The organism is Actinophytocola sp., from assembly GCF_035942955.1.
In the GTDB taxonomy this organism is placed as follows: domain Bacteria; phylum Actinomycetota; class Actinomycetes; order Mycobacteriales; family Pseudonocardiaceae; genus DASYTH01.
Genome location: NZ_DASZCQ010000057.1, coordinates 24,839 through 50,314, shown reverse-complemented (window position 1 = coordinate 50,314; position 25,476 = coordinate 24,839). Strand labels below are relative to the sequence as shown.

Genomic DNA, 25,476 nt, shown 5'->3' with positions numbered 1-25,476 from the left:
GGTCGGAACCCGGCCCCGGCGCTGGAAGCGTGTCGTCAGGCCTTGCGGCGCTTGCGGACCACGAGCAGCATGGTCGCGCCGCCGATCAGCAGCAGCGCGCCGATCGCGATCGGGATGCCGATGCTGGCGCCGGTGGCGGCCAGGTTGGCGTTGGCGCCGACGGGCGCCTCAGTGGTCGTGGTGGTGGGCGGAGCCGCCTCGTCCGTGGTCGTCGTGGTCGTGGTCGTGGTGGTCGTCGTCGTCGTGGCGGTGGATGTCGGCGGCTTCTCCTTGCACGCCTTCACCTCGAGCTTCTTGGTGAACGACCAGCCCTTCTTGCCCGACTTGTCGTCCCAGGCGTGCACGGTGACCACGAACTCGTGGTCGGTGTCGCCCGCAACCTCGAACGACTCCTTGTACTCGGCGTCGAACTCGGCCTCGTCGAGCACCTCGCCGTTGTCGGTGATCTTGACGTGGTTCGACTCCTCGTCGTTCGGGACGTACCGGGTCAGCTCGACCTTCAAAGTCGTCTTGCCGTCCTTGCAGGCGGCCTTGACCTCCGGGATGTGGGCGCTGGCCGGGACGGCGAAGGCGACGAGCGCGGCGGTGAGTGCGGCCCCGACCACCAGGGATCTGCGGACCAGGGTCGACCAGCTACGCGAGGCCGAGGGTGCTGCCATGAAGTCCTCCGGGCTGCTGCTATGACCAACGGTGCTGCGGTGACTGCCCGCGATCGGGGAGTCACCAATGACGATGAATGGGGGAAGAGTAGTCACCCTTGTGAGTTACTTTTCACCGGGTCCCCTATTGCGCATCGTGCCTGCTCAGCCTGGGTATGGCGGCGCCGATCCGCGGCCGGTGAACTCGAGATGAACATGTGACGAACGGATCTCTTGCCTTCGCCCGGCGGCGAACGCAGGATCGGGCGATGGTCGAGCTGGATCGTCGTTCCGTTCTGCGTGGTGCCGCGGCCGCCGCCGGCGGCGCGATCGTCGGGGGTCCGTTCCTGGGGTTCGTCAACCGCGCGCAGGCCGACCGGGACGGCGCCGACGGCCATCGCGAGCTGCGCCCCATTCCGGACGAGCGGGACGGGGCGGTGCGGCTGTGGCTGCCGGAGGGCTTCCGGTACCGCTCGTTCCACGACACCGAGTTCCCGGTGCGGCTCGACGACGGGACCAACCTGCCCGGCCGGCACGACGGCATGGGCGCCTTCGCCACCCGGACGAAGGGCACCTACCGCCTGGTCCGCAACCACGAGCTGAACGGCCCCGGCACGGCGTTCGGCGACGCGAGCAAGGCATACGACCCGAAGGCGCAGGGCGGGACGACCACGATCGAGGTCACCCGATTCGGTGAGGTGGTGCGCTCGCACACCAGCCTCAACGGCACCCAGATGAACTGCTCGGGCGGCCAGATGCCGTGGGGCAGCTGGATCAGCTGCGAGGAGACGGTCAACGGGCCGGACGTCGGGCCGGACTTCACCGGCGTGCCCAACGTGGCGCTCACCCAGCGGCACGGCTTCGTGTTCGAGGTGCCGGTCGACGGCGAGTCCGACCGGCGGCCGATCACCGCGGCCGGCCGGTTCGCCCACGAGTCGGTGGCCTTCGACCCGCACGGCGGCGCGCTCTACCTGACCGAGGACGACTTCGGCTTCCCGTCGGGGTTCTACCGGTACACGCCGCGGCGCAACCCGATGCGCACCGGCCGGCTGGACAACGACGGCCGGCTGCAGATGCTGGCCGTGCGCGGCCGGCCGAACCTGGACCTGGCCGCCGATCAGCCATGGCGGGCCACCTACCGGGTCGAGTGGGTGGACATCGACGACCCGGCGCCGACCTTCCCGTTCACGCCCGGCCAGCCGGCGCCGACCACCAACAACGACGCCCTCACCCACGTCGCGCGGCAGGGCTGGGCGCAGGGCGCGGCCTACTTCTCCCGGCTGGAGGGCTCGGCCTACGACAACGGCGTGGTCTACTTCTGCTCCACGCAGGGCGGCGGGCCGGCCGAGACCGGCATCGGACCGATCGCAGACGGGTACGGCAACGGCTCCGGGCAGATCTGGGCGTACCACACCCGGTCGGAGGTCCTGCAGCTGCTGTACCAGTCCCCCGGCCCGGACGTGCTCGACTTCCCGGACAACGTCACCACCAGCCCGCGCGGCACGCTGGTCGTCTGCGAGGACAACGTCGACAACAACTTCCTGCGCGGCCTGACCCGCGGCGGCCGGCTGTTCGACATCGCCCTCAACCGGCTGGTCAGCAGCACCGGCACGCCGCGCTTCGACGACGAGTTCGCCGGATCCACCTTCAGCCCCGACGGCCACACCCTGTTCGTCAACATCCAGGCCAGCCGCGGCATGTCGTTCGCGATCTGGGGACCCTGGCACCGCATCGGGGTCTAGGAGGTACCCAGCCGGGCGGCGCGGTTTTCCAGGTAGCGCTGCTCGGGCAGGCTGGTGGTGCGGCGGGCGGCCCGCAGGTACTCGGCGCGCGCCGCGGCATGGTCGCCGGCCAGCTCAAGCAGGTGAGCGCGGACGGCGTGCAGGCGGTGGTGGCCGGAGACGCGGTCGTCGCCGTCCAGCGCGCGCAGGCGGTCAAGGCCGGACTGCGGGCCGTGCACCATGGCCACGGCGATGGCCTGGTTGAGCGTCACCATCGGGTTCGGCGCGATCCGATCCAGGACGCCGTAAAGGGCAAGGACTTGCGGCCAGTCCGTCCGGTCGGAGCTGGGCGCCTCGTCGTGCACGGCGGCGATCGCGGCCTGCACCTGGTAGGGACCCGGCGGCGAGCTGGACAGCGCGGCGGTCACCAGGGCGATGCCCTCCTCGATGTACGCCCGGTTCCAGCGGGTCCGGTCCTGCTCGGCGAGCGGGATCAGCGCCCCGTCCGGCCCGGTTCTTGCCGGCCGCCGCGCGTCGGTGAGCAGCATGAGCGCCAGCAGCCCGGCCACCTCGCCGTCGTCGGGCAGCAGCCGGTGCACCATCCGGGTGAGCCGGATGGCCTCGGTGGTCAGCTCGGTGCGGTGCAGGTCCGGGCCGGAGGTGGCGGTGTAGCCCTCGTTGAAGATCAGGTACAGCACGTGCAGCACCACCCGCAGCCGGGCGGCCCGCTCGTCGGGGGGCGGCAGGCCGAACTGGGCGCCGGTGGCCTTGATCCGCTGCTTGGCCCTGGTGATCCGCTGGGCCATGGTGGCCTCCGGGACGAAGAACGCGGTGGCGATCTGCGCCGTGGTGAGGCCGCCGACGGCTCGCAGCGTGAGCGCGACCTGGGAGGCCGGCGACAGCGCCGGGTGGCAGCACATGAACAGCAGGGTGAGCGTGTCGTCCCGGTCCGCCCCGTGCTCGTCGCCGGGCGCCGGCGCGACGGCCTCGTCGGTGGGGGCCAGGGCGGCGACCGCATCCTCCCGGCGCCGGCGCGCGATCTCGCTGCGCAGCTGGTCGGTCATGCGCCGGGACGCGACCGTGATCAGCCAGGCCTTCGGGTTGTCCGGCGTCCCTTCCTCCGGCCACTGCGTGGCGGCGGCCAGCAGCGCCTCCTGCACGGCGTCCTCGCACGCGTCGAACTGGCCGTACCGCCGGACGAGCACGCCGAGGACCTGCGGCACGAGCTGGCGCAGCAGGTCCTCGACCTCGATGGTCGTCACGCCCGCAAGCTACCGGAGCGCCTCGGCCGGGTCGTGGTACAGCCGGAAGAACGATCGCTCGTCCAGGACCTGCAGCCCGCCGCGGCCGAACACCAGGAAACCGCCGGGCGGCAGCTCGTGGTCGCCCGCCCGGTCCCGCAGCACGCCCACCAGCGCGCCGCGCCGCTGCCGGATGGTGAAGCCGACATCGGGTGGGACCCGGCCCCGCTCGCGCAGCGCGGTCACCCACCGGTCGATGTCGGGCAGCACCGACGGGTCGCGGTAGCAGGCCGCCTGCACCGGCGCCGGCCACGGCTGGTAGATCTTGATCACGTGCTGCTCCCCCGCTCCCACGTGGCGATCCTAGCGAAGTTTCGAACTGACGTTCGCAGCCCCACTGCTCCATTCGAGTGAAGGACTGGCTGTGACCTGAGTCACTGCGTACGCTTTCCGGCTACAAACTGGACAAATTAAGGTGGTGCGGTGACACGGCAGGCGGACTGGATCCCCGACTCGCTCGACATCGGACGGCCGAGCACCGCCCGAATGTACGACTACATCCTCGGCGGCGGCCACAATTTGGAGGCGGACCGCATTCTCGTCGACAAGATGCTCGCGGTACAGCCGGAGATGCGGCGGATCGCGTTCATGAATCGGGCCTTCCTGCGGCGCGCCGTGCTGTTCATGGTGAATGCCGGAATACGCCAGTTCCTCGATCTCGGCTCCGGCATTCCAACGGTCGGCAACGTGCACGAGATCGCCCAGGCGGCCGACCCGCAGTGCCGCGTCGTCTACGTCGACAACGAGCCGGTCGCGGTCGCACACACGCAACTGCTGTTGCGGGACAACGATCGCGCGACGGTCGTGCACGCCGACATCACCGAGCCGCAGGTGGTCCTCACCGCCGAGGAGACCACGACGATGCTGGACTTCGACCGGCCCGTCGGGGTGCTCGCGGTGACCATCGGCCACCATGTCGGGCCCGAGCGGAACCCGTCCGCCGTATTCGCCCGATATCGCGAGGCCGTCGTTTCCGGCAGCTATCTCGCGATCACGCACGTCACCTATGACTTCGACAGCGAGTCCAGCGAGGAGCTCCGCAGCGTGGCGCGGACGCAGATCAACGTGTTTCCGCGGACCGGCGCCGAGATCGCGGAGTTCTTCGGCGACTTCGAGCTCGTCGAGCCCGGCCTGGTGAGCACCTCGCAGTGGCGTCCCGACCGCGGCGACGACGTCGCCACCGACCCGAAGCAGGACGCGTTCTACGCCGGCGTCGCCCGAAAGCCCTGATCGCCGCTACGGTCACCTCGTGGCGAAGGGTGCGGACGTCGAGATCGTCGAGGTCGCCGGGCGGGAGGTGCGGATCACCAGCCCGCACCGGGTGTTCTTCGGCGAGCGCGGGGAGACCAAGCTGGACCTGGTCCGGTACTACCTGGCCGTGGCCGAGCCGCTGATGAACGCCATCGGCGGGCGGCCGGTGCTGCTGCAACGGTTCCCGCACGGCGCCACCGGTCCGTCGTTCTTCCAGAAGCGGGTGACGCCGACCAAGGCCGACCCGTGGCTGACCACCACCGTCGTGTCCACGGTGAACGGAACCACGTCCGACGCGCTGGTGGCCGTGGACCTGGCGCACATCCTGTGGGCGGTCAACATGGGCAGCCTCGGCTTCCACGTCTGGCCGAGCACCGCCGCCGACCCCGAGCACGCCGACGAGCTGCGGATCGACCTCGACCCCAGCCCCGGCGTGACCTTCCCGATGATCCGGGAGGCGGCCGCCGAGACCAAGGCGTTCCTCGACGAGCTGGGCATCGTGAGCCACCCCAAGACCACCGGTCGCCGGGGCATCCACGTCTACGTCCGGCTGCAGCCGCGGTGGGACAGCTACCAGGTGCGGTCGGCGGCGGTGGCCCTGGCCCGCGAGCTCGAGCGGCGCCGCGGCGACCTGATCACGGCCGCATGGTGGAAGGAGGAGCGGGGCAGCCGGGTGTTCATCGACTTCAACCAGAACGCCCCGCACCGGACCGTGTTCGGCGCCTGGTCCGTGCGCGCCCACCCGCACGCGCCGGTCTCCGCCCCGTTCACCTGGGAGGAGCTGCCCACCCTGCACCCCCCGGAGCTCACCATCGCCACCGTGCCGGCCCGCGTCGCCGCCGGCGGCGACCCCTGGGCCACCATCGCGGCGGCCCCACAGTCCCTCGAGCCGCTGCTCGCCCTGCACGAGCGCGACATGGCCGACGGCCTGATGGACGCCCCCTGGCCGCCGGTCTACCCCAAGATGCCCAACGAACCGCCCCGGGTCGCCCCCAGCCGGGCCCGGAAGGAGGCCTAGGCACCGGCGTGTTGGCGCCTCACGTCGCCGTGTCGGCCGCGCACGACGCCGACATGGCGACGCCAGAGGCAAACACGGCGCCGCCAGAGGCAAACACGCGGGTCAGGGGCGGGTGGAGATCTGCTGGACGGACCAGCGGTTGCCGTCGGGGTCGGCGAAGTGGATGAAGCCGACGTTGTCCAGCGGGTCGGGCTGGGGGCTCGGGTTCTCCCCCAGGACCTGGATCTCGCTGACGTCCACGCCGTTGTCGACCAGCTGGGCGCGCGCCTTGTGCAGGTCCGACACCACCAGCTGCAGGCCGTGCAGTGAGCCCGGCGCCATGGTGTTGCCGATGCCCTTGGCGAGCACGATCGAGCAGCCCGAGCCCGGCGGGGTCAGCTGGATGATCCGGACCTCGTCGCTGATCTTCGTGTCGTGGTCGACGTTGAAGCCGAGCTTGCCGGCGTAGAACTCCTTGGCGCGGTCCAGGTCCGAGACCGGGACGAGCACCACTTCCAGCGTCCAGTTCATTAGTCCGTCTCTCCTCTTCTCGATCTCCAGCAGCTCGGCCAGGCGGTCGTAGGCCTCGCCGACGCCGCGCGCCATCGGGTACCGCAGCACGGTGTCGCGGGCCTCCCGTGACGCGTAGCGCACGGTGGTCGTCAGCGTCGTGCGGCCGTCGTGCTCGACGAGGATGTGGGTGACCAGCGACTCACCCTCGTAGGACTGGTCGTCGAACCGTTCGGTGTAGACCAGGCGCTCGGGCGGCTCGATCTCGCGGTAGACGCCGCGCTGGGTCATCCGCTCGCCGCCGGGTCCGCTGGACACGAACCGCCAGGCGCCGCCGACGCTGAGGTCCATATGGCACTCGGTGAGGTTCCAGCCGCGCGCGCCGTACCAGCGGGTGAGCAGCTCGGGCCGGGTCAGCGTGGCGAACACCAGCCGGCGGGGCGCGTCGAAGTCGCGGGTGAGCACGATGTCGGTGTCGGTGGGGGTGGTCACCCGCAGCGTCACGGCCGGCCCTCCTCGGTCTTGAGCTCCTCGAGCAGCGCGTCGAGGCGCTGGTAGCTCTCCTCCCAGTACCGGCGGTAGCTCTCCAGCCAGTCGGTGGCCGCCTTGAGCGGTCGCGCCTCGAGCCGGCACGGCCGCCGCTGCGCGTCCCGGCCTCGCGAGATCAGCCCCGCGCGCTCCAACACCCTGAGATGCTTGGAGATCGCCGGCTGGCTCATCGCGAACGGCGCCGCGAGCTCGGTCACCGACGCCGCTCCCCCGCGCAGCCGAGCAAGGATGGCCCGCCGCGTCGGATCGGCCAACGCCGCGAACGTCGCATCGAGCTGGTCGGTGGCACCCATGCTTCATAACCCCTAAGTTCCATAACCATATGGTTTCCTACCGGCCGCACCCCGGTGTGTCAAGGGCAAATTCGGTTGCCCGGCGTTCGGCCGTCTGCTCTACTGCGGGTGCAGCCGAGCACCGAGCGAGGGAGAAGCGAGTGCGAGCCGTCGTGTCCACACGGGAAGGAGCTTTCGCCTATCCAAAGGACATGACGCTTGGTGAGCACGCTGAACCTGGGGATCCTCGCACACGTCGACGCCGGTAAGACCACGCTGACCGAGCGGCTGCTCTACGCCGCCGGGGTCATCGACGAGATCGGCAGCGTCGACGACGGCAGCACGCAGACCGATTCCCTTGCGCTGGAACGGCGGCGCGGCATCACGATCAAGTCGGCCGTGGTGTCGTTCGTCGTCGGCGGCGGCACCGTCAACCTGATCGACACCCCCGGCCACCCGGACTTCATCGCCGAGGTGGAACGGGTGCTCAGCGTGCTCGACGGCGCCGTGCTGGTGATCTCCGCGGTGGAGGGCGTGCAGGCGCAGACCCGCGTGCTGATGCGGGCGCTGCAGCGGCTGCGCATTCCCACGCTCATCTTCGTCAACAAGATCGACCGCGCCGGCGCGCACGATCAGCGCGTGCTGCGCGGCATTTCCGAGAAGCTGACGAAGGCAATCGTCCACATGGGAGCGGTCAGCGGGCTCGGCACGCGCGGCGCAGGGTACACGCCCTACGGCGCCGCCGACGCCGGTTTCACGTCCGCGCTCGTCGATCTGCTCGCCCAGCACGACGACGCGCTGCTCGCCGCGTACGTCGACGAATCGGTCTCCTACCGCCGGCTCCGCGCTTCGCTTGCGGCGCAAACGAAGCGGGCGCTCGTGCACCCGGTGTTCCTCGGCTCGGCGATGACCGGCGCGGGCGTCGAGGAGCTGGTCGCCGGCATCACCGAGCTGCTGCCGGCGACCGAGGGTCGGGCCGGCGGGCCGGTCTCGGGCACGGTGTTCAAAGTGGAGCGTGGACCGGCCGGGGAGAAGATCGCCTACGTGCGGATGTTCTCCGGGACGGTCCACACGCGCGACCGGCTCGGCTTCGGCGCCGGCAAGGAGGGGAAGGTCACCGCGATCGCCGTGTTCGAGCGCGGCTCGGCCACCGCCCGCGACTCGGTCTCGGCCGGGCAGATCGGAAAGCTCTGGGGCCTCAACGAGATCCGGATCGGCGACGCCGTCGGGACCGCGCCCGCGGCGCCCGCGGAGCGGCACTTCTCCCCGCCGACACTGGAAACGGTCGTCCTCCCCCGCCGCCGCGGCGACATGGGCGCGCTGCACGTCGCGCTCACCCAGCTCGCCGAGCAGGACCCGCTGATCGACCTGCGGCTCGACGAGATCCGCAAGGAGATGTCGGTGTCCCTCTACGGCGAGGTGCAGAAGGAGGTCATCCAGGCGACCCTGGCCGACGACTTCGGCGTCGACGTGACCTTCCGCGAGACGACCACGATCTGCATCGAGCGGCCGGTCGGCGCCGGCGCCGCCGTCGAGATCATCGACACCGACCCCAACCCGTTCCTGGCCACCGTCGGGCTGCGCATCGAGCCGGCCGCCGTCGGCTCCGGCGTGGAGTTCCGCCTCGGCGTCGAGCTCGGCGCCATGCCGTACTCGTTCTTCAAGGCGGTCGAGGAAACCGTGCACGAAACGCTGCGCCAGGGCCTGTCCGGCTGGCAGGTCACGGACTGCGTGATCACCATGACGCACTCCGGCTACTGGCCCCGGCAAAGCCACGCCCACCAGGGGTTCAGCAAGAGCATGTCGAGCACCGCGGGCGACTTCCGCAACCTGACGCCGCTGGTGCTGATGGACGCGCTCAAGCGGGCCGGCACCCGGGTCTACGAGCCGATGCACCGCTTCCGGCTCGACATCCCCGCCGAGACGTTCGGCTCGGTCCAGCCCGCCATGACCCGCCTGCGCGCGGTCCCGCTGACCGCCACCCTCCGCGACTCCACCTACCTCATCGAGGGCGAGATCCCCGCCGCCCGCGTGCACGAGCTGCACCGCCGGCTGCCCGCCCTCACCCGCGGCGAGGCCGTGCTCGAATCCGCCTTCGACCACTACCAGCCGGTCCGCGGCGCCGCCCCCACCCGCCCGCGCTGGGACCACAACCCGCTCAACCGCAAGGAATACCTCCTCCACGTACTCCGTCGCGTCTAGGCTTGACGGTCGCTCCCGCGAGGCGGACCCGCCCGCCCGAGCCCGGCCGGCTCGTCGGCCGCCCGTTCCCGGTCAGCCATGACAGCGCCGCCGATGCGCGGCCAACCGGCGCGCCGCCTCCGGCTCCGTGTCGCCGAACACCGTTGTGCGGCAACGAGGTTCCGGGCAGTCCCGGCCCACCCTCGGGCCCGCCGGCCGCACCCGGCCCATGCCCGTGCCGGCGACGATGACCGCACCGTCCAACCAGTCGGCGAAACAACCGAAGCAGCCGCGCGCCTCTGACGGTTCCGCTCATGGCACTCCCCTCCCACAGCCCACGAGTGATTCGGAACCGCCCGCCGGTCAGCCCGGACGCGTTGCCGGTCAGCCGAGCCGGGCGGCGATGGTGCGGGCGCAGTCGAGGGCCTCGGTGTGGGTGGTGTCGACCTCCAGGTCGTAGGCGACGCCGCGGTGGACCAGATCGGCCTGGGCGGCGGCCATTCCGGGGATCCGGTCGCCCCGGGCGGTCTCCCGGGCCGCGGCGACCGCGCCGGCGCACCGGACGCCGACCCAGCGGACGGCCAGCCCGTCGAGGGCCGTGCGCCACCGCCGCTGGGAGGCCGGGCCGCCGAGGAAGACCTCGTCGACGACGATGCGGGCGCCGGCGCGGGCCATCGCGGCGACCCCGGCGATCCAGGCCGATTCCAGCGTCCGGAACTCCGGCCCGACGGTCACCGTGCCGTCGGCGGCGAACTCGATGCCGGCCGGCGACGCCCGCATGGCCGGCGGCATGGCCTGGACCAGGGTGTCGGTCCCGAGGACCAGCCATGGATCCGGCAGAACCGCCTGCAGGCACCGGGCGATTCCGGACTTCCCCGAGCTGGAGCCGCCGTTGAGCACGATCACCTGAGTCGACACCGCGCCACCGTAGCGGCGCTCAGGGGGCGAGGGCGGGGTCGGCCAGGCGGGGACCGTGGCCGGTGTCGGTGACCAGGTGGCAGGCGACCAGGGAACCGGTCGGGCCGACCGGGCGCAGCAGGGGCTCGTCGGTGACGCACCGGGGTTCGGCGACCGGGCAGCGGGTGTGGAAGCGGCAGCCGGAGGGCGGCCGGACCGGGCTGGGGACGTCGCCGGACAGCACGATGCGCCGGCGCCGGCGCTGGACGGGGGGATCGGGGATCGGGGCGGCCGACAGCAACGCCTGGGTGTAGGGATGGCGGGGGGTGGCGAACAGCTCGGCCCGGTCGGCGACCTCGACCAGCTTGCCGAGGTACATCACGGCGATGCGCTGGGCGAGGAACTCGACCGAGGCCAGGTCGTGGGTGATGAACAGGCAGGCGAAGCCGAGCTCGGACTGCAGGCGGGCGATGAGGTTGAGCACGGAGGCCTGGACCGAGACGTCCAGCGCCGAGGTGGGCTCGTCGGCCACCAGCAGGGCGGGGCCGGCGGACAGCGCACGGGCCAGGCTGACCCGCTGGCGCTGGCCGCCGGACAGCTCGTGCGGGTAGCGGCGGCCGACCTCCGCGCGCAGCCCCACCTGGTCGAGCAGCTCGGCCAGCCGCGCCCGCCGGGCGGCGGCGTTGCCGATCCGGTGCAGGCGAAGGGGTTCGCAGACGATGTCGGCGACGGTCATGCGGGGGTTGAGCGACGAGGACGGGTCCTGGAAGACGATGTTGAAGTCCCGGCGCAGCCCGCGCAGCCTGCGCCGGGACAGTGACGCGATGTCCACGCCCCGCATCAACACCTGCCCGGAGGTCACCGGGACCAGCCGGACGACGCAGCGGCCGAGGGTGGTCTTGCCGCTGCCGGACTCGCCGACCAGGCCGAGCACCTCGCCGGCGCTGACGGTCAGGCTGACGCCGTCGACCGCGCGCACGGCGCCGGGGCCGATCCCGAAGTGCTTGACCAGGTCCACCAGCTGCAGCACCGGAGCATTCGTGTCGGTCATGCCAGCACCTCGCGAGCTCGGTGCTGGTGACCCCATCGCCTCGTCCCTCGGCGATCGGGCAGTGTTCGACGATTCGCTCCGCAAGCTCCGCCAAGCCTGCGTCTTCTCGTTCCTCGAAGACGCAGGAGCATCGAATGGTTCGCTCCGCAAGCTTCGCTCATGCCCCGGCCCTCCACAGCTCCTGGGCCTCGGCGGTCGCCGGCACCGGGTGCCAGCAGGCGACCGGGTGGCCGGCGGGGCCCGGCTCGAGGGCCGGGCGGCTTGACCGGCAGAGGTCGTCGGCCAAGGGGCAGCGGTCGGCGAACGTGCAGCAGTCCTGTGTGGAGCGAATCACCGGGACCATGCCGGGGATCTCGCGCAGGCCGCCCTCGTCGCGCCGGGCCGGGTTCGGCACGGCATCGAGCAGGCCCCGGGTGTAGGGGTGCGACGGCGACGCGAACAGACCGTCCACATGGGACTCTTCGATGGTCCGGCCGGCGTACATGACCACGACGCGGTCGGCGATGTCGGCCACCACGCCGAGATCGTGGGTGATCAGCAGGACCGCGGTGCCGCTCTCGGCACTGAGCGTGCGCAGCAGGTCGAGGATGCCGGCCTGGATGGTCACGTCGAGGGCGGTGGTGGGCTCGTCGGCGATGAGCAGCTTGGGCCGGCAGGCCAGCGCCATCGCGATCATCACGCGCTGCCGCATGCCGCCGGAGAGCTGGTGCGGGTACTCGCGAAGGCGCCGCGCCGGCTCCGGAATTCCCACCTGCTCCAGCAGTTCCAGCGCGCGGCGGGAGGCGGCGGCGCGGGCCGTCCGCTGGTGCCGGTAGAGCACCTCGCGGATCTGCCTGCCGACCGTGAGCACCGGGTTGAGCGAGGTCATCGGCTCCTGGAAGACGTAGGCGATGTCCCGGCCGCGGACCGTGGCCAGCCGCTGCTCGCGCTGCCCGACCAACTCCTTGCCGTCCAGCAGAACCGAGCCGGTCACCACGGCGTTGCGCGGCAGCAGACCGGTCAGCGCCATCGCGGTGACGCTCTTGCCGCAGCCGGACTCGCCGACCAGCGCGAGCACCTCCTGCTCGGCCATCTCGAACGACGCGCCGTCGACCGCGAGCACCGGCCCTTCCTCGGTGCCGAACCGGATCGACAGGCCGGCGACCTCGAGCAGGCTCATACCGGCCTCCCGCTCTCCTTGGGATCCAAGGCATCCCGCAGCCCGTCGCCGAGCAGGTTCAGCGCGAGCGTGAGCACCACGATGACGACACCGGGGAACACCGCCATCCACGGGCCCGCGCGGTAGAACGGCTGGGCGCTGGCCAGCATCACGCCGAGCGACGGAGTCGGCGGGCGGACACCGAGGCCGAGGAAGGACAGCACGGCCTCGCCGATGATCGCCGCCGGCACGTACAGGGTGGCCTGAACCATGATCGCGTTCACCGCGTTGGGCAGGATGTGCCGGCCGAGCACGGTGCGGTCGCGCGCCCCGTTGGCGAACGCCGCGCCGACGTAGTCAAGGCCGCGCAACCGGAGCGTCTCGCTGCGCGTCACCCGGATCATGCCGGGGATCTGCGCCCCGACGGCCAGCGCGATGATCGCGGTGAACAGCGACGGGCCGAGGATCACGGCCAGGCCCACGGCCAGGATCAGGTACGGGAAGGCCAGTAGCAGGTCGGTCAGCCGGGACGTGATCGGGTCCAGCCAGCCGTAGAACCCGGCGAGCAGGCCGAGCGGCACGCCCACCGCGATCGACAGCGCCACCGACAGCGCGCCGACGAGGATCGACGCGCGCAGCCCGAACAGCACCCGGGAGAACTGGTCGCGGCCGAGCTCGTCGGTGCCGAACCAGTGCTCGGGCGACGGCGGCGCCGGCGCGGGCACCGAGAAATCCGTTCCGTCGTAAGGGAACGGGGCGACCAGCGGGGCCAGGATCGCGGCCAGCACGGCCACCGCGACGACCACCAGCCCGACCATGGCCAGCGGGTTGCGCAACACCCGGCGCAGCACGCGGCGCCTGGTCAGCGGGGGCGGAGCCGACGGCTCGAGCGGCCGAACCTCGAGGACACCGGTCATGAGCGCCACCTCGCAAGCTCGGTGGCGGTTGACCCCGTCGCCTCGCGGGCTCGGCGCCGGGGCTGTATTGAGTGGTTCGCTCCGCAAGCTCCGCTCACAGCACCGCACCCCCCACCCTTATCCGCGGGTCGATCACCGAGTACAGCAGGTCGACCAGCAGGTTGATCACGATGTACGCGGTCGCGGTGAACAGCACGACGCCCTGGATCATCGGGTAGTCGCGGGTGAACACCGCGTCGAGGGTGAGCCGGCCGAACCCGGGCAGCACGAAGATCGACTCGGTGACCACCGCGCCGGAGATGAGCGCGCCGAGCTCGAGCCCGACGACCGTGGTGACCACGATCAAGCTGTTGCGCAACGCGTGGCCGACGATCACCTGACGGCGCAGCAACCCCTTGGCCCGCGCCGTGCGCACGTAGTCGGCGGTCAGCGCCTCCAGCATCGACGAGCGGGTCTGCCGCATGATCAGCGCGGCCAGCCCGGTGCCGAGCACGATCGCCGGCATGATCATGCGCCGCAGGTTCTCCACCGGATCGTCGAGGAACGGCACGTAGCCCGACGCCGGCAGCACGCCGAAGTAGATCGCGAACAGCAGCACGCCCATCTGGGCCAGCCAGAAGTTCGGGACGGACAACCCGAGCAGCGCCACCGAGTTCGCCCCCCACTCGGCCGGGCCGCGGCGCCGGACCGCCGCGATCACGCCCGCGGACAGTCCGATGAGGATGGCCACGAGCATGGCCAGCGCCGCGAGCTCCAGCGTCACCGGCAGCGCGTGCATGATGGCGTCGGTGACCGACAGGCCGGTGCGCGGCGAGGTGCCGAGGTCACCGGTGAACGCCTTGCCGAGGTAGCGGACGTACTGCACGGGCAGCGGCTGGTCGAAGCCGTACGCCGCGTTGATCTCGGCGACGGCCTCCGGGTCGCTCTCCTCACCGGCCAGCGTCCTGGCCGGGTCGCCGGGCAGCGCCCGGATGCCGAGGAACACCACCACCGTCGCCAGGAACAGCGTGATGATCGACTCGACGAGCCGGCGGAGCAGGTAGCGACCCATGGTGCGCCGGGCCCGGCTAGTCGACGAATCCCGCGGTGTCGAACCGGGCGATGCCGTCGCCGTACATCTTGACCTGCCCGACCTTGTTGCTCACCCCGAGGATGTTCTTCTGCCGCCACAGGTAGATCAGCGGCAGGTCCTCCTGCAGCTTGCCGACCACCTTGCCGTACAGCTCGCGGCGCTTGTCGACGTCCTGGGTGGCGCGCGCCTCCTTGATCCACGCGTCGACCTCGGGGTTGGAGTAGCCGGCGATGTTCTGCGAGCCGCGGGTGGTCACGAACGGCGCGAGGTTGCCGTCCGGGTCGACCCGGCCGGACCAGCCGACCTGGAAGCTCTGGAACTTGCCGGCGTCGGTGAGGTCGAGCGCGCTGGCGAACTCGGTGGGCTCGAGCTGGATGTCGAACCCGCCCTCGGCGGCCATCGACTTGATCGCCTCGCCGATCCGCCGGTTGTCCGGCGAGTTGGGGATGACCATGCTGAGCTTGAACGGGACGGTCACGCCGGCCTCGCCGAGCAGCTTCTTGGCCTCTGCGGGGTCGTGCTTCGGGCAGGCCTGCGCGGCGTCGGAGGACAGCTGGGCGGCGGCGCTGATCGGGCCGCAGGCCGGCGCGTACACGCCGCGGAACACCGAGCGGTTGAGCGCCTCCCGGTCGATGCTGAGCGCCAGCGCCCTGCGGACCTTGGCCTCGGCGGCCAGTGGCCCGGCGTACGGCGCGGCCAGCGTGCCCGGGTCCTTGCCGACCCCGCTGACGTTGCCGAGGTTGATCGTGATTCCTTGGTAGCCAAGGGAATCATTCATGATCAGCCGCATGGTGTCGACGCCCTTGGCCTCCTCGACGTTGACCACGCTCACGTCGTACTCCACCTCGATGTCACCCGAGCGCAGGTTGTTGAACCGGGTGTTGTCGTCGGGGATGGCCAGGAACACCAGCTTGTCCAGCTTGACCTTGGCGGCGTCGTAGTAGTTGGGGTCCTTGACCACCTCGATGCGGTCCTGGGCGATCCGGGAGGCGAACTTGAACGGCCCGACGCACACCGGCGCGGTGCCGAAGTCCTTGCCGGAGCTGAGCGCGGCCGGCGACATGATCATCCCGGCCCGGTCGGCGAGGATGGCGGCCAGCGGGGCGAACGGCTCCTTGAGGTTGATCGTCACGGTGTCCTGGCCGGCCACGGTCACGTCGGCGACGCTGGCCAGTTCGCTCTTGCGCTGCGAGCCCTCCAGCGTGCGGTGCCGGTCGAGCGAGGTCTTCACCGCGGCCGCGTCCATCGTGGTGCCGTCGGCGAACTTCAGGCCGGTGCGCAGCTTGATGGTCACCGTCTTGCCGTCCTGCGACACCTCCGGCATCCCGCTCGCCAGCTGCGGCACGACCTCGAGCTTGTCGTTGACGTCGTAGAGCTTCTCGCAGATCGCGGCGAACACGTTGCGGCCGACCAGCGTGCGGGCGACGGTCGGGTCGAGCTTGTCCGGGTCGGCGTCCAGCGCGAACCGCAGCGTGCCGCCGGATTTGACCGCCCGACTGTCGACGTCGGATCCGGACTGCTGTTGCGGCTGCTGCGGTTCGTCGATCGATCCGCAGCCGGTCAGCACCAGGGCCAGCGCGGTGGTCGCGGCGGCCAGCAGCCGACCGGCACCGCGAGCACGGGACCGAGTCATGGTCGAGCCCTCCCGGTTCAGGAGCAGGGTACGCCGACCATACTGCATACAAGCTACGGTAAACACCATCGGACGTTGTCCATCCGTCACAGGCGTTCGCGGCGCGAACAACTGGCCGGATAGCGACCAACTCCCCCTCGACCCTGAGCCTGATCAGGGAAAATCCGGATGACTCCCGCCGCAGACCTGGTCCATCATGGACGACGCGAATTGTCTGATGTGGACTCCGAAGAGGGGGATCTGCCGTGACGGACACCAAAACCGACAGACCGCTCCGTAGCGAGCCGATGACCGCCGGCGCGGGCCGGCCGGCCGGGGAGGACCGCCCGGTCAACGCGTGGCTGACCGGCGCCGCCGTCGTGGTCAACCTGTTCCAGCTGTTCCTGCTGCCGCTGGTGCTGCTGCCGGCCGGCGGCGGGTGGGGCTGGCTGCTGGTGCCGCTGGTGCCGCTGACCACGCCGTTCTGGTCGCTGATCCACGAGGCCATCCACGGCACGCTGATCCGGCGGCGCACCGCCAACGACCGGTCCGGCCGGGTGCTGTCGGTTCTGTACGGCTCTCCGTTCGTCCTGCTCAAGACCGGTCACCTGCTGCATCACCGGTACAGCCGCACGCGGCGCGAGCGCAGCGAGATCTACGACCCCGCGACCACCACCTGGGCCAGGACGGCGCCTGGCTACTACCTGCGGCTGCTCGGCGGTCTGTACCTGCTCGAGGTCCTGTCCACGCTGCTGGCCGTCCTGCCCGCCGGGCGGCTGCGCCGGCTCGGGCGCCGGCTGGACACCCCGGACACCGTGGCCGGGCTGCTGATCGAGCGCGTCGCGCAGCCGCGGGTGCTGCGCCAGTTCCGGCTCGACGCGGCCGCGATCGTGGTGGCCTACACCATGGCGTTCCTGGCCTACGGCGGGCACTGGTGGATGCTGCTGGCCGCGCTCGGCGGCCGCGCGCTGGTGGTGTCGGTGTCGGACAACGCCTACCACTACGGCACCAGGCTGGAGGCCATGCTCGAGGCGATGAACCTCAGGCTGCCCCGCGCGCTGGAGAACCTGGCGCTCAGCTTCAACCTGCACGACGTGCACCACCGGCACCCCGGGCTGCGCTGGTACGAGCTGCGCGGCGCGTTCCTCGCCGAGGGCGGGCACTACCACCTCGGCTGGTTCCGCGCGGCCGGCCGCCAGTTCCGCGGGCCGATCAAGCTGCGGTAGCCGGCGAGTCGGGACGCTCGTTCAGCGGGGCCGCGGAGTGCACCCCGCGCGCGCGTAGCACCCGGCGACCGCGCGGTACGCGGCCGCCTACTCGAGCACGTTCCCGCTGACCGTTATTCGATCGGCGTGCGGGACGCGGGGAGGCGTAGGCCGTCGCGCGCGCTGAGCAGCGCGACCCGCGCCTCGTCCAGGTCGTCGGCGTCCAGCCGCAACCGGGCGTCCCGCACCGCGCTCACCGCCGCAGCGATCCGGCAGGTGTCGCCGACCGCGGCCGTCCACGCCAGCGCGCCGCGCAGCGTGTCGGCGAAGCGCTGCAGGGCCTGCGGGTCGGGATGCGTGCCGGCGGTCAGCTCGGCCAGCACGCTGTCGACCGCCTTGCGCAGGTGAACCCCCGCGTCCGGCACCCGCCGCCGGGCGATGACGGTCTCCCGCCGCTTGATCGGCCCCCGCTCCGGCCGAACATCGACGGGCACAGTTTGTCTTGCCACCGCGACCCACTCCTCCCGCACTCACGCGCACAGCAGGTCCTCACGGGCGGACTCATCCTACGATCCGAAATGCCCGATGCGCGAGTTCCACGGTAAGACAAATGATTGCGGCTCCAGTGACGCGCGATGTCGGTGCGGTGACAAGGTAATTAAGGCTCGATGCAATACAGCGAGTAGGCCGCCCGAATAACCGGTTGGGCTACGTTGCGTACCCGCACGCCACCCGGAGTGACGCCCTGCTCGGTGCCGAAGTGGGCGTGCCCGTGCACCGCCAGGTCGCTGCTGGCCGCGTCGATGGCCTCGGCCAGCAGGTAGGAGCCGAGGAACGGATAGATCTCGGGCGGCTCCCCGCGCAGCGTGTCGGGCACCGGGGAGTAATGGGTGAGCGCGACGCGGACGTCGGCGTCGAGATCCTTCAGGGCCCGCCCGAGCCGGTCGGCGATCTCGGCGGTGTGCCGGACGAACGACTTCATCTCCGGCTCACCGAAGGCACTGCCGCACTTGCCGGCGAACCCGCCGCCGAACCCCTTGACGCCGGCGATGCCGAGCCGGTGGCCGTCCACCCGCAGCACGGTCCCGTCGCCCTCCAGCATCGTGATGCCGCTGTCGGTCAGCAGCGCCGCGATGTCGTCCTGCTGGTCGCTGTGGTAGTCGTGGTTGCCGAGCACCGCCACGACGGGGATCGGCAGGCCGCCGAACTCCGCGGCGACCACCTCGGCCTCGCTCAGCGTGCCGTGCCTGGTCAGATCCCCCGCCAGCAGCAGCACGTCGGCATGCTCGTGCACGTGGTCGAGCGCGGGCCGCAGCCGGCCCCGCACGGTCTCGTCAAGGTGGACGTCGCCCACCGCGGCGATCCGGATCACGTCAGCTCCTCCCGGTCCGTCGGCTCACCCGCCCGCACGATCCGGACGTCGTTGTGCACCACCATGTCCGGCACCGCCTCGCGCAGCACGACCTCCAGCTGCTCGCGCCGCTCCGGCGAGGCGACGTCCCCGCTGACCATCACCTGCTGCCCGCGCACGGTCACCCGCACCCCCTGCTCGGCCGTGCGCGGATCCTCGGCCAGCATGCGCCGCAGCCGGGCGGCGACGTACTGGGCGGGGACGTTCTCCTGCTGCTCGGTCATGCATGCACTCCTTGTTGGGTAATGCCAAGACGGTGTGCCAGCACCAGGAACGCCTCGGCATACGGCGACTTGGCCGTCTCGGCGCTCAGCCGCTCCCAGTCGATCTGCTCGCGCAACGCCCTGGCAATGGGCAGCAGATTCGTGAAATCGCACGCCAGCGGCCCGAGCGCGAGCAGCTTGCCGACCAGCACGTCGGTGGCGAACTGAACCGGCACCCTCGCCGGTCCCACCCGCATCTCCTCCGACCGGGCGAGCATCTCCTCGGTCACCGGCCGGTCATTGGGCCGGAAGATGATGTCGACGAGCCGGTCGCCGTCGTACACCTTGCACAGCCACTCCTCCGGCGCCTCCGCCGCCCGCATCCCGGCGCCGACGAGCGTGCGCACGGCGTGCGGGGCGTCGTCCTCGCGGACGAGGACGTCGACGTCGTGCTCGGTCTCGGGACCGCCACGCGCGTAGACGGCACAGCCGCCGGTGAGGATGAACCGGATACCCTCGGATCGCAGGGCCGTGCTGACCCGCGTCACCGTGCGGAGCAGGGCATTCTGGACCGCGCTACCCATGAGCCGCGAGTACCCACGCAGGGGGTCGTCAATCCGCCGCGGGGTGCGGGCCTGCGGTCACGTTTGCCCACCCCACCTCTGGGTATCCCCTCCCCCAGCTTGCGCCCTGGGAGGGGATCGCCATGGTGACCACGCCTGGTACTGCCGCCTCGACCGGAGTCGTCCGGACGCTCATCCCGGCCCGGATCGACCGGCTGCCCTGGTCGAAGTTCCATACCAGGATGGTGATCGCCCTCGGGGTGGCGTGGATCCTCGACGGGCTCGAGATCACCGTGGCCAGCGCCGTGGCCGACGCGCTGACCAAGCCCGAGACCCTCAACATGTCGTCCACGCAGGTGGGCCTCATCGCCACGGTCTACCTCGCCGGCGAGGTGGTCGGCGCGCTGTTCTTCGGCAGCCTGTCCGACAAGCTGGGGCGCCGGAACCTCTTCATGATCACCCTGGGCGTCTACCTCTTCGGCAGCGGCCTGACCGCTCTCACGCTCGGCAACGGCGCCGGCTGGGTGTTCTTCCTCTACGTCACCCGGTTCATCGCCGGCATGGGCATCGGCGGCGAGTACGCCGCGATCAACTCGGCGATCGACGAGCTCATCCCCGCCAGGTACCGCGGCCGCGTCGACATCGCGGTCAACGGCACCTACTGGGCCGGGGCCGTCCTCGGCACGCTCGGCACCTTCATCCTGCTCGGGGCGATGGACCTGTCCGTCGGCTGGCGGATCGGCTTCCTGCTCGGCCCGGTGCTCGGCCTGGTGATTCTGCTGGTGCGGCGCAACCTGCCGGAGAGCCCCCGCTGGCAGGTCATGAACGGCCGGGCGCACCTGGCCGAGGAGTCCATCACCACGATCGAGCACGAGGTGCGCGCGTCCGGCCGGGAGCTGCCACCGGTGGACGAGAGCAAGGCCATGGAAGTCAAGCCGACCAGCAAGATCGGATACCTGGCCCTGACCCGGGTGCTGTTCCGCGACTACCCGCAGCGGGCCGTCCTCGGCGCGTCGCTCATGATCAGCCAGTCGTTCCTGTACAACGCGATCTTCTTCACGTACACGCTGGTGCTCGGCAAGTTCTACGGGATCCCGTCGGAGCGGGCACCGCTGTTCCTGATCGCGTTCGCGGTGGGCAACCTGGCGGGGCCGCTGCTGATCGGCCACTACTTCGACACCATCGGCCGCAAGGCGATGATCTCCGGGACGTACATCATCTCAGGGGCGCTGCTGGCCGTCACCGCGGTGCTGTTCTACGCCGGGGCGTTGACCGCGGTGACCCAGACGATCGCCTGGTGCGTCATCTTCTTCTTCGCCTCGGCCGGCGCCAGCTCGGCCTACCTCACGGTGAGCGAGATCTTCCCGCTGGAGGTGCGGGCGAAGGCGATCGCGGTGTTCTTCGCCATCGCGCAGTGCTTCGGCGCGCTCGGCCCGGTGATCTACGGCGCCCTGATCGGCGACGGCTCCCGGCCGGGGCCGCTGTTCTTCGGCTACCTGCTCGGCGCCGCGGTGATGATCGCCGGCGGCCTGGTGGCGTACTTCCTTGCCGTCAACGCCGAGCGCAAGTCGCTCGAGGACATCGCAACGCCGCTGGCGGTGCGCGCGACCGGACGCAAGGGCCGGACGAGGGCCGAGGGCGCCGGGTCACCCTTCGAGACCTGACGGTCTGTGTCTGAGGTCGCACACCGTATGGCCGCGGCCGGTCGCGTGGTGACGAGATCTTGCCGCCGGCCGCGTGCCGCTGGAACTCGGCGAGGGTGGGTGCCTGGCCGCCTCGGCGGGGGTCGATCAGCGAACGGGGAACGGTGACGGGCAACCCGGACGGCGGGCCGGACCGGCAGGCAGACGCCGCCGACCCGGTAGTCGGGTCACTCTCTGCCGCGGACGATGAAGGGCTCGTACGGCTCGTCGTCGGCGCGCGGACACGGCACCGACCACGACTCGGCGCGCCCGCCGATGATCGTGGCCTCCTCCGGCAGCGGCACGGGCTCGACTCCGGGGCACTCGATGCGCTGGGCGGCACGGGTCATGTCGTCACCTTCCCCTCGACGAGGTTCGCAACCCGTTCACCATGTGGTTACCCTCACAGATTGTCCGTCAACCACTCCGAATTCGCTCGATAACCGCTGAAGTGGAATGGTCGGGGACGTAGTCGAGGATCTTGACCTCGCCGCCGTAGGCCCGTACGACGCCGGTCTCGGCGAGCATCTCCGGGGTGTAGTCGCCGCCCTTGGCGTAGATCTCCGGGCGCAGCAGCCGCAGCAGCTCGACCGGCTTGCGCTCGTCGAACACCGTGACGTGGTCGACGCAGCTCAGCGCGGCGAGCACGGCGGCCCGGTCGGCCGCGGTGTTCACCGGGCGGCCGGGGCCCTTGAGCTTGGCGACGCTGGCGTCGGAGTTGATCGCCACCACGAGCACGTCGCCGAGCGCCTTGGCCTGGTTGAGGTACGCGACGTGGCCGCGGTGCACCACGTCGAAGCAGCCGTTGGTGAACACGATCCGGCGGCCGGCGGCGCGGTGCTCGCGCACGACCGCGGCGAGCTGCGGGGCGTCGAGGGCCGCGCCGTGGAAGCTGGCGAGCCGCTCGGTGAGCCCGCCGACGGTGCACACCGCGGTGCCCGGCCGGTGCACCACGACGTCCGCGGCCGCCTGGGCCAGCTCGACCGACAGCGTCCAGGACAGCCCGCAGCACCGGGCGACGGTCAGCGCCGCGCAGAACGTGTCGCCGGCGCCGGTGGTCTGGCTGTCCGGCGCCGGGTCGGCCCAGGTGCGGTAGGTGGGCTCGCCCTCGGGCAGCAGGATGGCGCCGTCCCGGTCGATGGTCACCACGACGGTGCCGGCGCCGGTCGCCTCGCGCAGCCGGTCCCCGCGCACGGCAAGGAACGACGCGCGCTTGCCGGGCTCGGCCGGCAGCGGATCGTCGAGCAGCGCCGCGGCCTCCTCGGCGTTCGGCGTGACCAGGTCCGGACGCAGCGCGCGCCACCGGTCCACCCGGTGCGCGTCGACCACCAGTAGTGGGATGTCGTCGCGCACCGGCATGAGCGTCTCGAGCAGCCCGCCGTCGAGCGCGCCGAGCCCGTAGTCGCACAGCACGACCGCGTCGCAATCGGACAGCGCGGCGCGGACCTCGGCCGCCGGCAGCGGATGATGGTCGCCCTCGTCCACCCGCAGCATCACCTGCTCGGCGGCCACGATCCGGCGCTTGGCCACGGTTCGCCGGCCCGGCTCGAGGGTCACGCCGTCGGTGCGCACGCCGGCCGACTCCAGCTCCGCGACCAGCTCCCGGCCGCCCTCGTCGTCGCCGACCGCGGTCACCAGCCGGACGTCGGCACCGAGCGCGGCCAGGTTGACCGCGGTGTTGGCCGCCCCGCCCGGCGCGACCGTGCGCCGGGCCACGTCCACCACCGGCGCGGGGGCCTCGCGGCACAGCCGGTTCGCCCGGCCGGACAGCCACTCGTCCAGGATGGCGTCGCCGATCACGACGATCCGCGGGCGCCGGTCGGCCAGCATCCCGGGCAGCCCGGCGGTCAGCTCGGTCACAGTGGACACACCTCCCCAATGCCGGCAAGGCGCAGCGCCGCACGTGCCACGTCCTCCGGGTCGATGTCCAGGCATTCCAGCCCGTACGGGCACTCGAACTGCCGGCACGGCGCGCACGGCACGCTGCCGTGCAGCAACTCCGCCTTGGTCGTGCGCGGCCGCATCTCGCTGCGCCGCTCGGTCCCCGAGTAGGTCACCACCACCGGCACGCCGAGCGCGTCGGCCAGATGCATGCAGGCGGAGTTGTTGCACAGCACCACATCCGCGCGGGCGACCACGGCGGCCAGTGCGGGCACGTCCAGCCCTTCGAGCGCGCGGACCCGGCCACCGCCCGCACCATCCACAACGGACTGGATCAGCCGGTGCTCGCGCGGGGTCCCGGTGACCAGCACGTCGAGCCCGATGTCACCGAGCAGCCCGGCGACCGTGGCGAACCGCGCCGCGGGGTACCGCTTGGCCGGCGCCGATCCGCCGGGCGCGAGCAGCACGTACGAGTCGGGTAGTCCGTCTACAGTGGACGGCAAGCGGAGCTCGAGGGCCCGTCCGGCCGCGGGCACGCCGAGCGCCTCGAGCAGGTGCAGGCCCCGGTCCACCTGGTGGGTGCCGGCCGGCGGCTCGCTGATCCAGTGCGTGGCAACGGCCCCGCCGAACTCCGCCGAGTGCACCGCCCGCACCGGGATCCCGGCGAGCATGCCGACGTGCGCGGCCGGCCATGGGGACTGGGTCGGCGAGGTGAACACCAGCATCGCGTCGTACTCGCCCGCGGCCACCCGCCGCACCAGGTCCAGCTCGGCAAGCGCCATGGTGGCGGCGTCCACGTCGGCGTGAACCTGTTGCCACACGACGGACTCGGTGATCACATGACGCACCTCGGCCAGCAGCGGCGCGGCGGCCGCGCCGGCCGGCGAGGCGAGCAGGTCGATCCGGGCCCGCGGCACGGCCCGGCGCAGCGCCCGTAATACCGGGGTCAGCATCACCACGTCGCCGAGATTGTCCGTGCGCACCACCAGGATCCGCTCGACCGCAGACCAGTCGACCGGCCCGCCGCGGTCCGCGGCGGGGTGCCGGGCCGGCCGGGCGCGGGTCATCAGGCGCTCCCGACCGGCGTGCCGAGGTGGACCACCTTGGTGGTGGTCATCTCGTCGAGCAGCTCCGGCCCGTAGCCGAACCCGGTGCCGCTGGCGCCCCGTGGCTGCGCGGCCCCGCCGGGCGCCCCGCCGAACACGTCGTTGACCTTCACCGTGCCGACCGGAAGTCGCCGGTACGCCTCGGTGGCGTGCGCGATCGAGCCGGTGAGCACGGTCGCGGCAAGGCCGTAGCGGCCGGCCGAGGCCTCGTCGAGGCCGACCTCGAAGCTGGGCACCACCCGGACCGGCGCCACCGGGCCGAACGTCTCCTCGCGCAGCACCAGCATCCGCGGTGTGCAGTCGGCCAGCACGGTCGCCGGGTAGTACGCGCCCGGTCCGTCGGGGATCTCGGCGCCGGCCAGCCGGGTGGCGCCGGACTCCAGCGCGTCGGTCACGTGCGCGTGCACCTTGTCCCGGTGCGCGCGATCCACCAGCGGGCACAGCACGACGCGGTTCGCCCGCTCGGTCAGCGCGCCCAGGAACGGCTCGGCGACGTCGGTGTGCACGTAGATCCGTTCCACCGAGGTGCACAGCTGGCCGCAGTTGGCGAACGCGCCGAGCGCGGCCTGCTCGGCGGCCCATGCCGGGTCGACGTCCCGGTCGACCAGCAGCGGGTCGTTGCCGCCGTTCTCAAGCAGCGCCTTGGCGCCGGTGCCCGCCGTGGCCTCGGCGATCGAGCGGCCGGTGGCGGTGCTGCCGACGTGGGCGACCACGTCGGCGCCGGGGTGGCCGGCCAGCCGCGCGCCGACCGCGCCGTCGCCGATCAGGGTCTGCAGCACGTCGGCGGGCAGCGTCTCGGACAGGATCCGGCCGAGCAGCAGGCCGGTGTGCGGGCAGCGCTCGCTTGGCTTGTGCACCACGGTGTTCCCGGTGACCAGGGCGGCGCCCAGTAGCCCGCAGGCCACCGCGACCGGGTCGTTCCACGGGGTGAGCGCGACCACCACGCCGCGCGGCTCGGGGATCATCAGATCGGTCGCGGCCCACCCGCCGAGCAGGCTGCGTCCCCGGTGCACCGGGCCCAGCTCGGCGTACTGCTCCAAAGTGGACACCGCGGCGTCGATCGACTCCTGGGCCTCGGCGCGCGGCCGGCCGGTCTCCTGCTGCTGCACGAGGGCCACGTCCGCGGCGGTGGCCCGCAGGCGGGCCGCGGCCTCGCGCACCGCGGCGCCGCGCTCGGCGGCCGGGGTGCGCGCCCAGGCCGGCTGCGCCGCGCGGGCCAGCGCCATGGCCTGCTCGACCTGGTCCGGCCCGGCGACCGGCAGCCAGCCGACCGGCTCGCCGTCGACGGGGCTGCTGATCTCGATCACGTCGGTCATTG

General features: G+C 71.7%; 25 protein-coding genes. 6 read left to right on the top strand and 19 right to left on the bottom strand.

Annotated elements, in window-relative coordinates; all coding sequences use genetic code 11:
• Window positions 1-35 precede the first annotated feature (35 nt).
• Window positions 36-659, bottom strand: coding sequence for an LPXTG cell wall anchor domain-containing protein (locus VGX25_RS05960; protein WP_326916588.1), 624 nt, complete (start codon window positions 657-659; stop codon window positions 36-38).
• Between the two features lie 248 nt (window positions 660-907).
• Here VGX25_RS05960 and VGX25_RS05955 point away from each other — a divergent pair, with 248 nt between their 5' ends.
• Window positions 908-2,380 carry a PhoX family protein gene (locus VGX25_RS05955; protein WP_326916587.1) on the top strand — a complete coding sequence of 491 codons (1,473 nt, stop codon included), beginning with the start codon at window positions 908-910 and terminating at the stop codon, window positions 2,378-2,380.
• On the opposite strand, the gene VGX25_RS05950 is transcribed toward VGX25_RS05955, so the two are convergent.
• The gene (locus tag VGX25_RS05950) at window positions 2,377-3,621 is read right to left on the bottom strand and encodes an RNA polymerase sigma factor (protein ID WP_326916586.1); all 1,245 of its coding nucleotides are present in this window, start codon (window positions 3,619-3,621) and stop codon (window positions 2,377-2,379) included. The two genes, VGX25_RS05955 and VGX25_RS05950, sit on opposite strands and share 4 nt — an antisense overlap.
• A gap of 9 nt (window positions 3,622-3,630) precedes the next feature.
• On the bottom strand, window positions 3,631-3,954 hold the full coding sequence (locus VGX25_RS05945; RefSeq protein WP_326916585.1) for a hypothetical protein: 324 nt from the start codon (window positions 3,952-3,954) through the stop codon (window positions 3,631-3,633).
• A 129-nt stretch (window positions 3,955-4,083) separates the two neighbouring features.
• Between VGX25_RS05945 and VGX25_RS05940 the strand changes: the two genes are divergently transcribed.
• Window positions 4,084-4,890, top strand: a complete 807-nt coding sequence (locus VGX25_RS05940; RefSeq protein ID WP_326916584.1) for an SAM-dependent methyltransferase — start codon at window positions 4,084-4,086, stop codon at window positions 4,888-4,890.
• 19 nt (window positions 4,891-4,909) lie between these two features.
• Entirely contained in the window at window positions 4,910-5,929 is a 1,020-nt protein-coding gene (gene ligD / locus VGX25_RS05935) for a non-homologous end-joining DNA ligase (protein WP_326916583.1), read from the top strand.
• Between the two features lie 102 nt (window positions 5,930-6,031).
• Here the strand turns inward: ligD and VGX25_RS05930 are convergent, their stop codons facing one another.
• Both VGX25_RS05930 and VGX25_RS05925 read right to left on the bottom strand, forming a co-directional pair.
• A complete protein-coding gene (locus VGX25_RS05930; RefSeq protein ID WP_326916582.1) occupies window positions 6,032-6,922 on the bottom strand; it encodes an SRPBCC domain-containing protein in 891 nt (296 codons plus the stop codon).
• On the bottom strand, window positions 6,919-7,260 hold the full coding sequence (locus VGX25_RS05925) for a metalloregulator ArsR/SmtB family transcription factor (protein WP_326916581.1): 342 nt from the start codon (window positions 7,258-7,260) through the stop codon (window positions 6,919-6,921). The genes VGX25_RS05930 and VGX25_RS05925 overlap by 4 nt, the downstream gene beginning before the upstream one ends.
• A 201-nt stretch (window positions 7,261-7,461) precedes the next feature.
• Between VGX25_RS05925 and VGX25_RS05920 the strand changes: the two genes are divergently transcribed.
• Entirely contained in the window at window positions 7,462-9,441 is a 1,980-nt protein-coding gene (locus VGX25_RS05920; protein WP_326916580.1) for a translation factor GTPase family protein, read from the top strand.
• A 363-nt stretch (window positions 9,442-9,804) separates the two neighbouring features.
• On the opposite strand, the gene cpt is transcribed toward VGX25_RS05920, so the two are convergent.
• From cpt to VGX25_RS05890, 6 genes are all read right to left on the bottom strand, one after another.
• Window positions 9,805-10,338: a chloramphenicol phosphotransferase CPT gene (gene cpt / locus VGX25_RS05915; protein WP_326916579.1), complete on the bottom strand. Its 534-nt coding sequence runs from the start codon at window positions 10,336-10,338 to the stop codon at window positions 9,805-9,807.
• A gap of 19 nt (window positions 10,339-10,357) precedes the next feature.
• The gene (locus VGX25_RS05910; RefSeq protein WP_326916578.1) at window positions 10,358-11,368 is read right to left on the bottom strand and encodes an ABC transporter ATP-binding protein; all 1,011 of its coding nucleotides are present in this window, start codon (window positions 11,366-11,368) and stop codon (window positions 10,358-10,360) included.
• A 157-nt stretch (window positions 11,369-11,525) separates the two neighbouring features.
• Window positions 11,526-12,527, bottom strand: coding sequence for an ABC transporter ATP-binding protein (locus VGX25_RS05905; protein ID WP_326916577.1), 1,002 nt, complete (start codon window positions 12,525-12,527; stop codon window positions 11,526-11,528).
• The gene (locus VGX25_RS05900) at window positions 12,524-13,423 is read right to left on the bottom strand and encodes an ABC transporter permease (RefSeq protein ID WP_326916576.1); all 900 of its coding nucleotides are present in this window, start codon (window positions 13,421-13,423) and stop codon (window positions 12,524-12,526) included. Before VGX25_RS05900 ends, VGX25_RS05905 begins: the two co-directional genes overlap by 4 nt.
• Window positions 13,424-13,517: 94 nt before the next feature.
• Window positions 13,518-14,474 (bottom strand): ABC transporter permease, encoded by a 957-nt coding sequence (locus VGX25_RS05895; protein WP_326916575.1) that lies wholly within the window; start codon window positions 14,472-14,474, stop codon window positions 13,518-13,520.
• 16 nt (window positions 14,475-14,490) lie between these two features.
• Complete coding sequence (locus VGX25_RS05890; protein ID WP_326916574.1) at window positions 14,491-16,128, bottom strand: ABC transporter substrate-binding protein; 1,638 nt, start codon at window positions 16,126-16,128, stop codon at window positions 14,491-14,493.
• A 245-nt stretch (window positions 16,129-16,373) separates the two neighbouring features.
• Here VGX25_RS05890 and VGX25_RS05885 point away from each other — a divergent pair, with 245 nt between their 5' ends.
• On the top strand, window positions 16,374-17,333 hold the full coding sequence (locus VGX25_RS05885) for a fatty acid desaturase (protein WP_326916573.1): 960 nt from the start codon (window positions 16,374-16,376) through the stop codon (window positions 17,331-17,333).
• Window positions 17,334-17,446: 113 nt separating this feature from the next.
• Here the strand turns inward: VGX25_RS05885 and VGX25_RS05880 are convergent, their stop codons facing one another.
• The 4 genes from VGX25_RS05880 to VGX25_RS05865 all read right to left on the bottom strand — a co-directional run bounded on the left by VGX25_RS05880 (window position 17,447) and on the right by VGX25_RS05865 (window position 19,510).
• Entirely contained in the window at window positions 17,447-17,821 is a 375-nt protein-coding gene (locus tag VGX25_RS05880) for a hypothetical protein (RefSeq protein WP_326916572.1), read from the bottom strand.
• A 149-nt stretch (window positions 17,822-17,970) separates the two neighbouring features.
• The gene (locus VGX25_RS05875) at window positions 17,971-18,684 is read right to left on the bottom strand and encodes a metallophosphoesterase family protein (RefSeq protein ID WP_326916571.1); all 714 of its coding nucleotides are present in this window, start codon (window positions 18,682-18,684) and stop codon (window positions 17,971-17,973) included.
• Window positions 18,681-18,947 carry a BON domain-containing protein gene (locus VGX25_RS05870; RefSeq protein ID WP_326916570.1) on the bottom strand — a complete coding sequence of 89 codons (267 nt, stop codon included), beginning with the start codon at window positions 18,945-18,947 and terminating at the stop codon, window positions 18,681-18,683. The genes VGX25_RS05875 and VGX25_RS05870 overlap by 4 nt, the downstream gene beginning before the upstream one ends.
• Window positions 18,944-19,510: a nucleotidyltransferase family protein gene (locus tag VGX25_RS05865; protein WP_326916569.1), complete on the bottom strand. Its 567-nt coding sequence runs from the start codon at window positions 19,508-19,510 to the stop codon at window positions 18,944-18,946. Before VGX25_RS05865 ends, VGX25_RS05870 begins: the two co-directional genes overlap by 4 nt.
• A 122-nt stretch (window positions 19,511-19,632) precedes the next feature.
• Between VGX25_RS05865 and VGX25_RS05860 the strand changes: the two genes are divergently transcribed.
• A complete protein-coding gene (locus VGX25_RS05860) occupies window positions 19,633-21,153 on the top strand; it encodes an MFS transporter (RefSeq protein WP_326916568.1) in 1,521 nt (506 codons plus the stop codon).
• 206 nt (window positions 21,154-21,359) lie between these two features.
• On the opposite strand, the gene VGX25_RS05855 is transcribed toward VGX25_RS05860, so the two are convergent.
• The 4 genes from VGX25_RS05855 to VGX25_RS05840 form a co-directional block, all read right to left on the bottom strand.
• Window positions 21,360-21,521 (bottom strand): hypothetical protein, encoded by a 162-nt coding sequence (locus VGX25_RS05855; protein WP_326916567.1) that lies wholly within the window; start codon window positions 21,519-21,521, stop codon window positions 21,360-21,362.
• A gap of 67 nt (window positions 21,522-21,588) precedes the next feature.
• Window positions 21,589-23,031 carry a D-glycero-beta-D-manno-heptose 1-phosphate adenylyltransferase gene (rfaE2, locus tag VGX25_RS05850; protein WP_326916566.1) on the bottom strand — a complete coding sequence of 481 codons (1,443 nt, stop codon included), beginning with the start codon at window positions 23,029-23,031 and terminating at the stop codon, window positions 21,589-21,591.
• The gene (locus VGX25_RS05845; RefSeq protein ID WP_326916565.1) at window positions 23,028-24,119 is read right to left on the bottom strand and encodes a glycosyltransferase family 9 protein; all 1,092 of its coding nucleotides are present in this window, start codon (window positions 24,117-24,119) and stop codon (window positions 23,028-23,030) included. Before VGX25_RS05845 ends, rfaE2 begins: the two co-directional genes overlap by 4 nt.
• Window positions 24,119-25,474 carry an aldehyde dehydrogenase family protein gene (locus VGX25_RS05840; RefSeq protein WP_326916564.1) on the bottom strand — a complete coding sequence of 452 codons (1,356 nt, stop codon included), beginning with the start codon at window positions 25,472-25,474 and terminating at the stop codon, window positions 24,119-24,121. Before VGX25_RS05840 ends, VGX25_RS05845 begins: the two co-directional genes overlap by 1 nt.
• Window positions 25,475-25,476 lie beyond the last annotated feature (2 nt).